Source organism: Lewinella sp., assembly GCF_050633125.1.
GTDB lineage: Bacteria > Bacteroidota > Bacteroidia > Chitinophagales > Saprospiraceae > Lewinella.
Window position 1 is genome coordinate 1 of sequence record NZ_JBOEFX010000047.1, and the last position, 13,117, is coordinate 13,117.

Here is a 13,117-nt window from a genome sequence, read left to right on the forward strand (position 1 = left end):
TGGACTACCAGGGTATCTAATCCTGTTTGCTCCCCACGCTTTCGTGCCTCAGTGTCAATTCAGGGCCAGTGAGCTGCCTTCGCAATTGGTGTTCTATGGCATATCTATGCATTTCACCGCTACATGCCACATTCCGCCCACCTCAACCTGATTCAAGTTCAGCAGTATCAAATGCAATTCCGACGTTGAGCGCCGGGCTTTCACATCTGACTTACTAAACCACCTACGCACCCTTTAAACCCAGTGATTCCGGATAACGCTTGCACCCTCCGTATTACCGCGGCTGCTGGCACGGAGTTAGCCGGTGCTTATTCATAAGATACCGTCAGGCCCGGATAAATCCAGGCGTTTCTTCTCAAATAAAAGGAGTTTACAACCCATAGGGCAGTCATCCTCCACGCGGGATGGCTGGATCAGGCTTGCGCCCATTGTCCAATATTCCTTACTGCTGCCTCCCGTAGGAGTCGGGTCCGTGTCTCAGTACCCGTGTGGGGGGTCACGCTCTCACGCCCCCTAACTATCGTAGCCTTGGTAAGCCGTTACCTTACCAACTAGCTAATAGTACGCACACTCATCTTATAGCGCCGGAGCTTTAATTACACCTTGATGCCAAAGTGTAATACTATGGAGCATTAATCCCAGTTTCCCAGGGCTATTCTCCTCTATAAGGTAGATTGTGTACGCGTTACTCACCCGTGCGCCGCTGTCCACTACCCGAAGGTAGCTTCTCGCTCGACTTGCATGTATTAAGCCTCCCGCTAGCGTTCATCCTGAGCCAGGATCAAACTCTCCATAGTAAAGTTCTTAATGTGACCCCGAAGGATCACTTGTTTGTTTACCACGAAAGTGTCTGATCTTTCAACAAAAATTATATTGACAGGCTTCGCATATTTCTAGCTTCGTCATGTTTCTCTTCACATTAACTGTAATCATCTATTCAATAGATTTCTTACTTTACCTACCCACAATGTCAATGAACTTTCTAGTACTTGTCAACCAAGCTCTCGTTGCCGAGAATTCCTACCTTATTAGAAGGTACTTTGATCGCTTTTCCTGTATTCTTAGACAGCCTCCGAAAAGACCGTTTTAGACTTATTTTTGCGCTTCTCTTCCGAAGCGGCTGCAAAGGTAAAATTCTTTTTGTTACTCACAAACTTTTTAAGAAAAAAAGTGAGAAAAAAATTCAACCTCCGTTTTTCAGCTAAAGGATTACAAAGATACAACTCACTTCTCATTCCGCAAAATCTTTCTCGCAATCCAACAACTTTATTTTCAATAAAATTAGCTAAAACCTAAACCCTAACTAATTTCATATACACTTCTCTTCCGAAGCGGCTGCAAATGTAAGACGACTTTTTAGTTCCCGCAAACTTTTATCAAAGAAATTACAAAGATTTTATCGCAGCCTTCATGAACGTGGGAATAGGCGTAGTAGACATTAGGCGCAACTCCTCTAAAACACTGGTCTCGCCGTTTAAAAACCCTAATAAGCGCTGTGGCGAATTCTTTTGAAATAATTTCTGAAACAACAATGCTCCTGAATATTTTTGCTGTTCAAGCACACTTAGCATTACGCTATCATAAAAACGATGCCGTCGAATGGCCCAATCATCCCCTGCTCTTGGATCTCCTTTATGCAGCAGACCATTAATAATTCGCTCTATTCGCCTATGTATATATATAAAGGTGTAGCCCGTAGACGCACGAGTATCTCCTCCACTCATTCCTACATTAATAATATGGTCCTTAAATAACGGGAATTCATAATCCGTCATCGGGATATTCCCCGATTCGGTTCGGGTAACGGTATAACGAGGCAACTGTGGCCAGTGCTTATCAAGATAATTCTGGATGATACGATCATAACCAGCTTCAGGCAAATGCTGATTCGAAAATATAGCAACCTCTACCAGCGCCTCGGTTGTACTCGTTGGCAATACGTATAAAAACCGGAACTCTCCTTCTTGTGGTGTACGAAAATCCATCATTACAGCTTGACCTGGATCAAAGACAGGACGCGCTGTTTTAATAAACCAGCCACGAAAGTGTTGGTCGAGGTAACTTACTTTGCTTTTATCTATTTCTGGTCGAGCTGTACTATTGATACACCAACGAGCAGTAACTGTACCAGCATCTGTTTCTACCACTACTCCATTGTTCGTGTTCCGAATCGCATGAATATTTGTGATCTGTTGTTCTACTTGCGGCGCTTTTGCAAAAGCTTCATTCGTATACCTATAGTAGTCTGCTGCTAGAATCACCTTATACGTAAATGGAGCAATTTCCATTTTACGAGCAAAATCTTCATTATAAAACCAAAGTACAGGCCAGCGATGATGTACAATTTCTTCGAAAGGACCATTATCCACCTCCCAAAAACTCCAAGTTCGATCATCTGTCTTTTTTTGTTCTCTATCCAACAACAAAACCCGACTGTCTCTTAAAGGTGACTGTAGAAGGTGGTAGACAAAACTCCGTCCAGCGGCGCCAGCGCCAGCAACGATAAAGTCATAGTCATAAGAAGTAGGGGAATTGTCCATAGGATTTGATGCTAAATAAACAAGGCCTGCAATAGCAAAAAGAAAACAAGCTGCGCTACACCATATATTATAAGTAATGGATGGCGGTAAGTGATTTTCAAATAGCTTAATGGCCAACTAAACAAAAAAGCAATCACTCCCCAGGCTAAATAATTCTGTAACGGTATGTCTACCGCTTCCCAGGTCCAGTAATCCAATGCGATGGCAACAGGTTCTATAAAATAATCATACCCCATTATGAGTACTCCTGTAAATAGGGCCGTAAGCAGTGAAGATTTGGGCGCTATATAAGCAGCGACCTGGTGCATCGCAAGAATCAGCAAGGTCCAATTGAGTGCAATTACCAAGGGGACATTGAGCCATTGCACCCACATCGTCGGGCCGTAGGAATATTCTCCAAAAATTCCTCCTGTCGCAACTCCGAGAACTTCAATAAAGAACGTAGACAAATAAGTAATGCCCCACCACCACCAAAAACGAGTATCCTGATGACGTTGGTAAATAAACCAGAGTAGAGGCCCACATACTACCAACAATAGCCCGTCTGTAATGGATTTTGTCAATGGATAAACACTCGGCATCAAATGTGCCTGGACGCCCGTTAGAAAAGAAAACACCAGGAAACAAGCAAAGAGGAGTTCTAATTTGCTCATTGACCAGCGCTCGGTCAATCTATTTACATATTCCTTAAAAAAGTGTTGTTCCGTCAACATTTACCCACGCTAGTTATACCAACAATCATTTTACAAAATATTAAGACTATTTCGCAAAGCACTGCTAAATAGCAACACCATCTTACGTCCATCGTTTACGCGTATTCTTTTTCCAGCTACACGATCTGCAGGGGAGGCTGTGATTTTTTGCAACAAATTCAGGTAGTATACATAAGCTAGATAAACCCCCAAACGAGCTCCTTTTGGTAAACGTACAATACCTTTATAAGCATCATCAAAATCTTTACGAATATCGGCTTCAATCATTACCTTATCTTCATTGGTGAAGTTAGTAAAATCTACTCCGGGGAAATAAACCCGCCCACGGTCATCAAAGTCACTTTTTAAATCTCGTAAAAAATTCACTTTCTGAAAAGCAGCCCCCAAGCTACAGGCCGAGGCTTTCAATTCATCAAACTGTGCTTTATCTCCTTCGCAAAAAACACGTAAGCACATCAATCCCACTACTTCTGCTGAACCGTAAATATATTCTTCGTAACTCGTCTGATCGTGTGTCTCCTCATGCAAGTCCATTTCCATGCTTTTCAGAAAGGCATCGATCAGTTCCCGTTCGATCCCATAGGCGTTCACTACCTCCTGAAAAGATTGCAGCACGGGGTTCAAACTAATCCCTTCCTCTATCGCTCGGTAGGTGTCTTCCCAAAACCTAGCTAGCAATTCAGCCTTTGGGTAATCATGGAAAGTATCAACAATCTCATCCGCAAAACGTACAAATCCATAGATAGCATAAATTGGATCGCGATAACGCTTATCAAATACGCGGATACCCATAGAAAAGGAAGTACTGTAACGCTGAGTGATCAGCTTACTCGATTCCATACAAACTTGGCGATATAGCTTCATCATTTTTAAACAGGGTTTTTCTCTTTGAAAGTTGATACACTTATATATTTCCTGGCCCTTAAAGTACTTTATCGACCTCTTCTGCAACGACCTGACCGGAAATCAGAGAAGGCGGAACTCCTGGCCCGGGCGTCGTCAACTGGCCCGTAAAAAAGAGATTGCTTACTTTTCGGTTACGCATTTTAGGTTTCAGAAAAGCGGTCTGTAGCAACGTATTTGCTAAACCATAAGCATTCCCCTTAAACGCGTGATAATCCTTTTTGAAATCGCGATGTGCATAAGACCTACGGTAAATGATATGGTCACGGATCTTGTGGCCCGTAATATTTTCAAATCGATCCAAGACAACTTCGAAATACTTCTCCCGCAATTCATCCGTATCTTCAAGGTCTGGTGCCAATGGAATAAGGAAAAAGAGGTTTTCTTGCCCTTCTGGTGCTACTGAGGCATCTGTAACAGAGGGAGCACAAACATAAAACAGTGGTTTGCTGGGCCATTTGGGGTTTTCGTAGATTTCCTCGGCATGCAAGGCAAAATCTTCATCGAAGAAAAGATTATGGTGATGCAAGCCCGGTAATTTTTTATCTACTCCCACATAGAATAGCAGGCTAGAGGGGGCCATCGTACGCTTATCCCAATAGCTAGCCGAATAGTTACGTAACTCTGGCGCCAACACATGCTGCTCTAGGTGATGATAATCTGCTCCGCCAACGACAGCATCTACGTCATACGTTTGATCCGCCGTTACTACTTGCTTTGCTTTTCCATTAGAGACAAGAATCTGTGTTACCTCCTGGTTGTAATGAATGTCTACGCCAAGCTCTTCGGCCAAGCTCACCATCGCTTTTACAATCTCGTGCATGCCGCCTTTCGGGTACCAGGTTCCCAAAGCAAGATCAGCGTAGTTCATCAGACTATAAAGTGCGGGGGTCTTTTGAGGAGTTGCCCCCAAAAAGAGTACCGGAAACTCCAGTAACTGAATCAACTTCTCATTCTTAAATAGCTTGCGGATGGCCGAAGAAACGCTGGAGAACATCTGTAAACCAAACATGCTTTTGAGAATGCGTAAATCCGCAAACTCCATAATACTATTACTGGGCTTGAAGACAAACTCGCTCATGCCTACCTTATACTTATAGGCAGCTTCTTCCAAAAATTGCTTTAACTTGGTACTACTACCTGGTTCATAAGACTCAAACATGGTGTAAAGCGCCTCTATCTTGGCCGGCACTTCCATTTCGTCATCTTTGCCAAAATGGACTATATAGGAGGGATCTAGTCGTAGTAATTCGTAGTAATCCGCGGTACTTTTACCAAACCGCTGAAAAAAATCTTCAAAAACTTCCGGCATCCAATACCAGCTAGGGCCCATATCAAAGGTAAACCCTTGCGCCTGGTATTGACGAGCCCTCCCCCCCGGGCCTTCGTTTTTCTCCAGAATTATAACCTGGTGGCCTTTCTGAGCCAGACTTGCAGCTGCAGCTAAGCCAGCAAAACCTGCACCAATGACAACAATTTTCTTCGACAAAACAGTCCTGTTTTAGTAACATGGGAGAAACAGGACATTTCTTTTTTTGTTTAATAAATCAACAACAAAGATTAAACGAAATGAATTTTATTTCGCGCATTGCGCATACAGAAAGAGAACAATCTACTTTTTATTAAACTTATTCATGGTGTGATTTAGACCAATTGCACCAAAACTCAATGCCGTGTCAGCAGCGTATTTAATCAAATCAGAAAGAGTCTCACGCTCTTCTGTCGACCACTCTCCTAGAACAAAATCGATTTGCCTCCCTTTCGAAAACTCATCTCCAATACCAAACCGTAGCCGCGCATAGTCATTACCGCCCGTCATCTGGTCAATATCCTTGAGTCCATTATGCCCGCCATCACTTCCTTTGCCGCGCAAGCGCTGCTTGCCAAAAGGCAGGTTCAGGTCATCCATTATCACTAACAGGTTACTCTTCTCTATCTTTTCTTTTTGCAACCAGTAGCGCACCGCTTTCCCGCTACGGTTCATATATGTTGATGGTTTCAACAGAATATACGTGCGCCCGCGATGCTTAAACTGAGCTACATCACCCAGGTTGTCTGTGGTCCAACTTACCTCTTTAACCTGTGCCAGGTGGTCAACAACATCAAAACCAACATTATGGCGAGTACCTTCATATTTGGCACCTATATTTCCTAATCCTACAATAAGATACTTCATGGGGTCGTAAACAATATCATTTTTTCTAAATAGCTCGCTGAAGCCTTCATCAATTCTACGCATCAGGCCAACGAGGTGCGAAATTAGGGATTTTTCCATAGTTCTATTTTTTTGGGGCCATGCCAGCCCTGCGGGTGGCACCGGGTCGTCCGTTCTTATGTGCTCCTGGCAAAGCCAGTCCGCGCATACCACTTCCACCCCTTGTCCGGGTTCCCTGCGGCTGGCGCCGGGTGTACACTGCTGCTTCGTGCAGGGTATCAAAATCCTGCCCTACGCAGCAGTTACCATCCCCAGTGTCTAACTTCCGACAGAAGATCGGAATGCGGCGTGCATTGGGCGCTGCCCTCCTCATTTGAATTACAAAAAAGGAGCTATCTTCATCATCAAGTTATAATTAAAACCCGTATTCAACGAAATCGTTCCCCCTCTTTTTGCGATTTATTGTACTATTTCAGCAACAAAACGACCTCTTTCATGAAACGCTACTTGCCCCCTGCTTTACTTCTCTTTGTCTTCAGTATCACCTCTGCCCAAGACGAATCGTTAACAAACATGCCTGAAGAAGACTTCGTCTATCTCAAAGACAGTACCTTATTGTTCTCTTCTGACTTTACAGCTAAGAGGGGATTCATTAAGACGAATTTCTTCCAGCTCAATGGGGATAAAATCCCCTTTGAACAAGTTAAGTTTTATAATATCGATGGAGATTATCGAGCAAACTTCAACGCTAGTATTTTACCCCGAATCGAAACGGGCTACTATAACGTCTTTGAAGGAAAAAGCTACCAATCAAACAGTAGCTCTAAAAAATTTTATTTCTCGCGTGCTCCTTTTGGGGATTTACAATCGCTCAAATACAACACTTTATTAGAGGTGCTAAGCACCCCAAACCCAAAGATTGACCAAACAGAACTGGCCCAAATACAAGAAACGCTTGGTTTAGGTAAGCGAAAACAAAAAAAGGTTTTCATCATGCTGGGAGCAGGCCTTGGAACTTTTATTATTGGAGGAACACTAATGGACAGTGAAAACAGAAACGCCCGTCTAGTAGGTCTGTCATTAGCAGGCGCTGGACTGGTCACCTGCGTCGCTAGTATTATGGTAAAAAAGCCGGCCCGTTTTCACCTTGCCGCCGTTCGCCAATACAACAAATTTTATCTCGACTAACCCAACCAAGCTCTTCGTCAGGGGCGCTCCAGATGATATAGAATTCCATGTGTCGTAGGCGACCAGCGAGAAGTCTTTACTTCTGCTGCTTTCAGCGCATTGTTCAACCAGGTATTACAGGTCGTAATGGCATTGTACTGCCCTTTGGCTTCGTAGAAAAAATCGTTCTCACTGTATCCTTTAGTTCCGATCTGTTCCCATTCCTCATTGGCTGTTTTCCGAAAAGAATCTTCAATAAAAACGAGCAATTCCGCTAAGGCATCCTCGCACAACTCCACGGCTATCCATTCGGGCTTCTTCTCTTGATAGCGGGTCAGGTGCATCACGGGGGCACTGTTTACCAGCAATGCTTGCGCGCCATTGCTAAAGGTGAGGTCGGCCCAGGTGGGGGTTTCCAGATAAAAATTTCGTTCTCCCCAGCCATAAGCAATGTGAGTACTGGTACTATCTTGAAAAGAGGCGTGCCGAAGTGCCTTTGGCAAATCCTCGACAGGAACAACAACATCCAGGTGAATACCCGTTGAGGTCACATAAACCACTTTATCTTTTGAGCAATCCTTGTCAGGAGGATTGGTGCTCCACAAAGAGAACACCAAGGCCAATAGGCCATATACCAGTACTAGCCCAAGGAGGGTCAAGGATATCCACTTTGTTGTTCGCCAAAATATTTTCATACTAAGTCATTTAGTCGAAATTAAATTCCCTAGCAGCCCTTTCCAGCGCAGCGGGTTTTCCTACATCCAGCCACTTCGTCGCATCGTGAGGAAAATTACGGATAATTCCCTTTTTGGCAGCAGCCAACCAAACCTCTATAATGGAGAACACCGCTTTGTTTTCCGGAAAGAAAGCAAACAATGCAGGGTCTATCACTGCAATCCCGCTATATGCCCAATCTAAGACACGAGCTTGTTCTTTGCTTATTTTTCGCTCGCCAGTTTTTTTATTTTTCCAACCACACAACTCACCTTCCGCGCTAAACTCTAAATAACGAGAAGTTTCCCGTTGCCGAACAGCCAGCGTACTTAGGTTTTCTCCCGGCTGATGGGCAGCATAAAGCTGTCTCAAATCCAGATTACTCAAAATGTCTACATTATGAATCAAAAAAGGAGCGTCAGACAACAAGTGGGCTGTTTTTTTCAGTCCGCCGCCAGTATCCAACAGCAGGTCTCGTTCGTCAGAAATATGGATTTGGAGACCAAGGTTTTCTTGTTCTTTAAGATGTGCAATCACCTTATCAGCAAAGTGATGAACATTCACAACGACCTCTTCTACACCAAAAGATTGCAAGCGACGTAGTACAATTTCCAACAAGGTTTTACCTTGCACCTCAACCAATGCCTTCGGTCGGTCGTTGGTATAAGGGCGCAGGCGAGTACCCAAGCCAGCAGCAAAAACCATCGCTTTCATAAACAGGTTAGTTTGGTTCTCTGTAAATGTATTAAATTATGATTCAACGTAAGCTCGTACAATTATTATTGGCTCCTTTTTCCCTCCTTTATGGCTTGGGAGTGAGCTTGCGCAATGCGTTTTATCGGGCGGGGTTACTCAAGTCCATGACTTTTAGTGTACCCGTCATCTCGGTCGGTAACCTCTCTGTTGGTGGGGCAGGTAAAACACCCCACATAGAATACCTCATCCGCCTTTTGCGTGATCACATCCAGATCGCGACCCTCAGCCGGGGCTACAGCCGCAAAACCAGGGGTTTTCTGGAAGTAGAGCGCAACAACAACGCAGAACGCGTGGGTGATGAACCACTACAATTCAAACGCAAATATCCAGACATCGGGGTCTATGTCGCCGAAGATCGCGCTTTTGCGATCCCTCAGATTGTCATGAAAAAGAGCGACACCCAAATGGTATTGCTAGATGATGCTTTCCAGCATCGCTCTGTTAAGCCGGGGGTAAATATTTTGCTCACCGAGTATTCTAATCGTTTTACCCAAGACTTCTTACTCCCTGCCGGTCGCCTTCGCGAGTGGAGAGAATCCTATGAACGCGCTGATGTCATTATCATCAGCAAGTGCCCACAAACTATTTCACAGGAAGAAAAAGAAGCGATTCGCGCTGAAATTAATCCTCTTCCACATCAGCAATTGTTTTTTTCTTACTACGCCTACCAAGCTCCTTATTACCAATTTAATCCTCGTTACCGATTGCAGTTGGACGAAAAATTGGACGTTCTACTGATTTGTGCTATTGCCAAAACCGATTACCTGATTGATTATTTGCAATCACAGGTTGGTTCTGTACAGAGTCTAGAATTTGCTGATCATCACTATTTCAATAAAGAAGATATTTCCAACTTGCACCGTTCTTTCAAGAAAATAGACACTAACAGAAAGGTGATCATTACCACCGAAAAAGACGCAATGCGACTGGAATTGCATCGCGACTTTCTGATAAAGGAACGCTTACCTATATTTGTACTGCCCACCGAGGTTCAGTTTCACTTTGGAGAAGGGCCACAGTTCGACGAAATCATTCGGCAGTACTTACTCAATTTCAAGGTGTGATTCTACGCTTTTTTCTCCTCGTACTTTATCATTTCTTCAAGAAGTTGGTACAATTGTATCAAGTCATCTACTTTCCCTTTACTACTTTTCGCAACCGTAAGGTACTAGCCTTCAAAGGGCCTGGAATTATCATCTCCAACCATCCCAACACGATGGTCGACCCCCTCCATGTCATTTCTCGCACACCTCGGCAATCGTTCTTTCTGGCCAATGCCAGCATGTTCAAAAACCCGGTCGTAGGTTTTATATTACGGTATTTGTACTGCATTCCCATCATGCGCCCCGGTAAGGATCAGAAAATAAAGAAGGTAGATAATCGCAAGAGTTTTGCCGCTAGTTTTAACCATCTCGGCAATGGCGGGATCATATTTATTGCGCCGGAAGGCGGTAGCGAGCTCGAACGACATTTGCGTCCCTTTAAGACTGGCACCGCCCGTATTGCATTGGGCGCTGAAGCAGAGAAGGGTTTTTCTTTAAACCTGCACATTTACCCTGTAGGGCTTACCTACGAACAGCCCACTCACTGTGGAAGCAGGCTCTATATGGAAGCTGGCGAACCCATCAGGGTCGCGGATTGGCAAGAAGCGTTCGAAGAGAATGAAATCCAGGCTGTAAAAGACCTTACCGAACACCTGGAAAACGAAACCCGCAAGTTGCTCATTCATACGGACAATCAGGAACAAGATCAATTATTGTACCGCCTGGACCGGATACTCCAGCATGATCAGCCAGTAGCTGTAGAACAGCATTATGACCGCACCCAACGACTGCTTGCCCAACTGAAACGCTTGGCTACTGAGCAGCCTACGGCCTATCAAGAACTCGTAGAAACAGCCAACAATTATCGCCAACAACTAAAGGTGATCAAGCAGACAGATCGCGGCATTAGCTATCAAGGAAAATCTTTGTGGACAATCCCTATCCTTCTTGGCTGGCCAGTATGGCTATATGGTAGAATCAACAACTTTTTTCCCTACGAAATACCACGCCTACTTGAACGTAAAATCCAACTTTATATCGGCTACCGCAGCACCGTGAAAATTCTGGCAGGCGCACTCACTTTTCCTTTTTTTTATTGGTTACAATATCAGCTTGCGCAATGGCTACTAGGAGAAACGTTTGCGGGTTGGTACTTACTAAGCTTGCCCGTTTCTGGTCTACTAACTTGGGTTTACGCCCGTCATTTTTTGCCTCGCTGGGAAGGTTTCCGTTACCGAAAATGGGCGAAGCAGCACGCTAAGGAAGCGGTGGATTTGCAGGAAACCAGAAAACAATTAGCAGCAATTGCAGATTGTTAGTGCGCTGTTTTCGTAAAAAAAGAACGTGAATAAGGATATCCAAAAAATAGCAGCCGATTTTTTACTCGCGCTAAAAATGCAGCAGCAGCCAGATAACCATCTTGCAAAAATTTCAGCGCTTCCTCGGCATATATTGTTTCAAGAGCTCGACTCTGAGCAACAAAAGAAAACCTTCTGGATCAATTGTTACAATGCTTTCTTCCTGCACCTTCGCCGCAATAAGAGGGTTGACAAGCCAGCCATTTATCGAGAAAAGCTATGCCGTATCGCTGGGCAAACATTCAGCCTTGATGAAATCGAACATGGTATTCTACGGCGCTATCGGGCGAAACTTGCGTTTGGGTACCTCCCCAATCTATTTGTGCCAAAAATAATCCGTCAATTAGCCGTAAAAAGAATAGATGCCCGCATTCATTTTGCCCTCAATTGCGGAGCTATCAGCTGCCCACCCATTGCTTTTTATTCCGTTGAAAAACTAGACCAACAACTTGATTGGGCCAGCGAAAGTTTTTTGAAAAATGAAACCAACATCTTACCAGAGAAGCAGGAAATTCACTTCAGCAGATTAGGCTACTGGTACCTCGGTGATTTTGGTGGAAGGAAAGGCATTCGACAAATGGTCCAACATTACCTTGGAGTCGACACCAATAGCTACCGCATCGTTTTTAAAGATTATAACTGGGACGAAGATTTGAACAATTTCGCAGAGGCTTAGCCCCTGTTCGATACCGACTCAGTTTCCTCTACCTTTTCGCGATTAATAATTGGCAATAGAATTAACGCCAACAATCCTATCGAAATATTACACCCGATCTGGATGGTAAAGAAAGATATATTGGACCAGGAAAACCCATCATCTCCTGCTACACCATAAAAGCCAAGGGCTGTCGTTGCTAAAAAATGATAGGTTCCCATCCCGCCAGGGGAAGGAATAACAATACCCCAACCGCCAAAAACAAAAACTACGAGCGCCACACTCGCAGAAAGCGCAGCCGTGGGCTCGAAGGCAAAGAAACAAACGTAGGTCATCAAGAAATACATGACCCAGATATTGATACTGTGCAGTACAAATAGAAAAGGTCGATCAAGTTTGCCAATCGTCTGTAGGCCTTCAACGAAACCCAATAGAATCCCGCTTATTTTTTCGTAAATCTTTGTCTGCTGTATGCGCTTACGCAAAAGATAAAGCGCTAGTAAACCTGCCACTCCCAACCCTGCTAATACGAAAAGTAAGGTACTGTTCGCGCTTATTTTTTCACCTATAGCATTGTTCTCCTGGAGGAATGCCCATAGGGTATCAAACTCCAATGCCAGCGCCAGTGCGGTCACAATCAGGATACTGATCACATCAATCACACGGTCAACGACCACTGTCCCCATCACTTTCTCTACGGGAATCTTTTCGTAACGGGCCATCGTTCCAGCACGAACAACTTCACCGACGCGCGGTAAGCCTAAGTTGGCAAAATAACCGAGAATAACCGTCAAGAAACCATTGATAAGGCGTGGCTGAAAGCCCAACTGCTGCAAGAGCATATTCCAACGTGACGCCCTCGATATATTACTAATCGTAAAACAAACCAAGACCACTAGTAGCCAGAAAACATCCGCAGAAGCAAAATCGGTCAGTACTTTTTGCAAAAGGCTACAATCAGCCGCGGGAATACCCTTGAGGCCACATTCTGCCTGATAAGCAGCATTTTGTTTCTGGTATACCCAGTACAAAATAACGAGACCTACGCTCAGGAATACAAGAAACTTAAGGATGTTAGTTAGCGCCTTTTTCAATGCAGTATAAGTTTGCTGC

General features: G+C 44.2%; 12 protein-coding genes and 1 rRNA gene. 4 read left to right on the forward strand and 9 right to left on the reverse strand.

Annotated elements, in window-relative coordinates; genetic code table 11:
• From ACRBG0_RS10955 to pth, 6 genes are all read right to left on the reverse strand, one after another.
• Positions 1–797, reverse strand: a 16S ribosomal RNA gene (locus ACRBG0_RS10955); the annotation flags it as partial.
• A 588-nt stretch (positions 798–1,385) separates the two neighbouring features.
• Positions 1,386–2,540 carry a lycopene cyclase family protein gene (locus tag ACRBG0_RS10960; RefSeq protein WP_431486932.1) on the reverse strand — a complete coding sequence of 385 codons (1,155 nt, stop codon included), beginning with the start codon at positions 2,538–2,540 and terminating at the stop codon, positions 1,386–1,388.
• An 11-nt stretch (positions 2,541–2,551) separates the two neighbouring features.
• Positions 2,552–3,253, reverse strand: coding sequence for a carotenoid biosynthesis protein (locus ACRBG0_RS10965; RefSeq protein WP_431486933.1), 702 nt, complete (start codon positions 3,251–3,253; stop codon positions 2,552–2,554).
• A 30-nt stretch (positions 3,254–3,283) separates the two neighbouring features.
• The gene (locus tag ACRBG0_RS10970) at positions 3,284–4,120 is read right to left on the reverse strand and encodes a phytoene/squalene synthase family protein (RefSeq protein ID WP_431486934.1); all 837 of its coding nucleotides are present in this window, start codon (positions 4,118–4,120) and stop codon (positions 3,284–3,286) included.
• Positions 4,121–4,175: 55 nt separating this feature from the next.
• A complete protein-coding gene (locus tag ACRBG0_RS10975; protein ID WP_431486935.1) occupies positions 4,176–5,645 on the reverse strand; it encodes a phytoene desaturase family protein in 1,470 nt (489 codons plus the stop codon).
• Positions 5,646–5,768: 123 nt separating this feature from the next.
• Positions 5,769–6,431 (reverse strand): aminoacyl-tRNA hydrolase, encoded by a 663-nt coding sequence (pth, locus tag ACRBG0_RS10980; protein ID WP_431486936.1) that lies wholly within the window; start codon positions 6,429–6,431, stop codon positions 5,769–5,771.
• Positions 6,432–6,806: 375 nt separating this feature from the next.
• Between pth and ACRBG0_RS10985 the strand changes: the two genes are divergently transcribed.
• Positions 6,807–7,499 carry a hypothetical protein gene (locus ACRBG0_RS10985; protein WP_431486937.1) on the forward strand — a complete coding sequence of 231 codons (693 nt, stop codon included), beginning with the start codon at positions 6,807–6,809 and terminating at the stop codon, positions 7,497–7,499.
• 17 nt (positions 7,500–7,516) lie between these two features.
• On the opposite strand, the gene ACRBG0_RS10990 is transcribed toward ACRBG0_RS10985, so the two are convergent.
• Together ACRBG0_RS10990 and ACRBG0_RS10995 are read right to left on the reverse strand one after the other, a co-directional pair.
• Positions 7,517–8,173 (reverse strand): DUF2459 domain-containing protein, encoded by a 657-nt coding sequence (locus ACRBG0_RS10990; RefSeq protein WP_431486938.1) that lies wholly within the window; start codon positions 8,171–8,173, stop codon positions 7,517–7,519.
• A gap of 10 nt (positions 8,174–8,183) precedes the next feature.
• A complete protein-coding gene (locus tag ACRBG0_RS10995; RefSeq protein ID WP_431486939.1) occupies positions 8,184–8,906 on the reverse strand; it encodes a nucleotidyltransferase family protein in 723 nt (240 codons plus the stop codon).
• A gap of 38 nt (positions 8,907–8,944) precedes the next feature.
• Here ACRBG0_RS10995 and lpxK point away from each other — a divergent pair, with 38 nt between their 5' ends.
• Genes lpxK through ACRBG0_RS11010 form a run of 3 tightly spaced genes read left to right on the forward strand, consistent with a single transcriptional unit; the run spans position 8,945 to position 12,025 of the window.
• A complete protein-coding gene (gene lpxK, locus ACRBG0_RS11000) occupies positions 8,945–10,012 on the forward strand; it encodes a tetraacyldisaccharide 4'-kinase (RefSeq protein ID WP_431486940.1) in 1,068 nt (355 codons plus the stop codon).
• Positions 10,009–11,310 carry a 1-acyl-sn-glycerol-3-phosphate acyltransferase gene (locus ACRBG0_RS11005; protein ID WP_431486941.1) on the forward strand — a complete coding sequence of 434 codons (1,302 nt, stop codon included), beginning with the start codon at positions 10,009–10,011 and terminating at the stop codon, positions 11,308–11,310. Before lpxK ends, ACRBG0_RS11005 begins: the two co-directional genes overlap by 4 nt.
• Positions 11,311–11,335: 25 nt before the next feature.
• Positions 11,336–12,025 (forward strand): DUF547 domain-containing protein, encoded by a 690-nt coding sequence (locus ACRBG0_RS11010; RefSeq protein WP_431486942.1) that lies wholly within the window; start codon positions 11,336–11,338, stop codon positions 12,023–12,025.
• Here the strand turns inward: ACRBG0_RS11010 and ACRBG0_RS11015 are convergent.
• Positions 12,022–13,098 (reverse strand): lysylphosphatidylglycerol synthase transmembrane domain-containing protein, encoded by a 1,077-nt coding sequence (locus tag ACRBG0_RS11015; protein WP_431486943.1) that lies wholly within the window; start codon positions 13,096–13,098, stop codon positions 12,022–12,024. The two genes, ACRBG0_RS11010 and ACRBG0_RS11015, sit on opposite strands and share 4 nt — an antisense overlap.
• Positions 13,099–13,117: the final 19 nt, after the last annotated feature.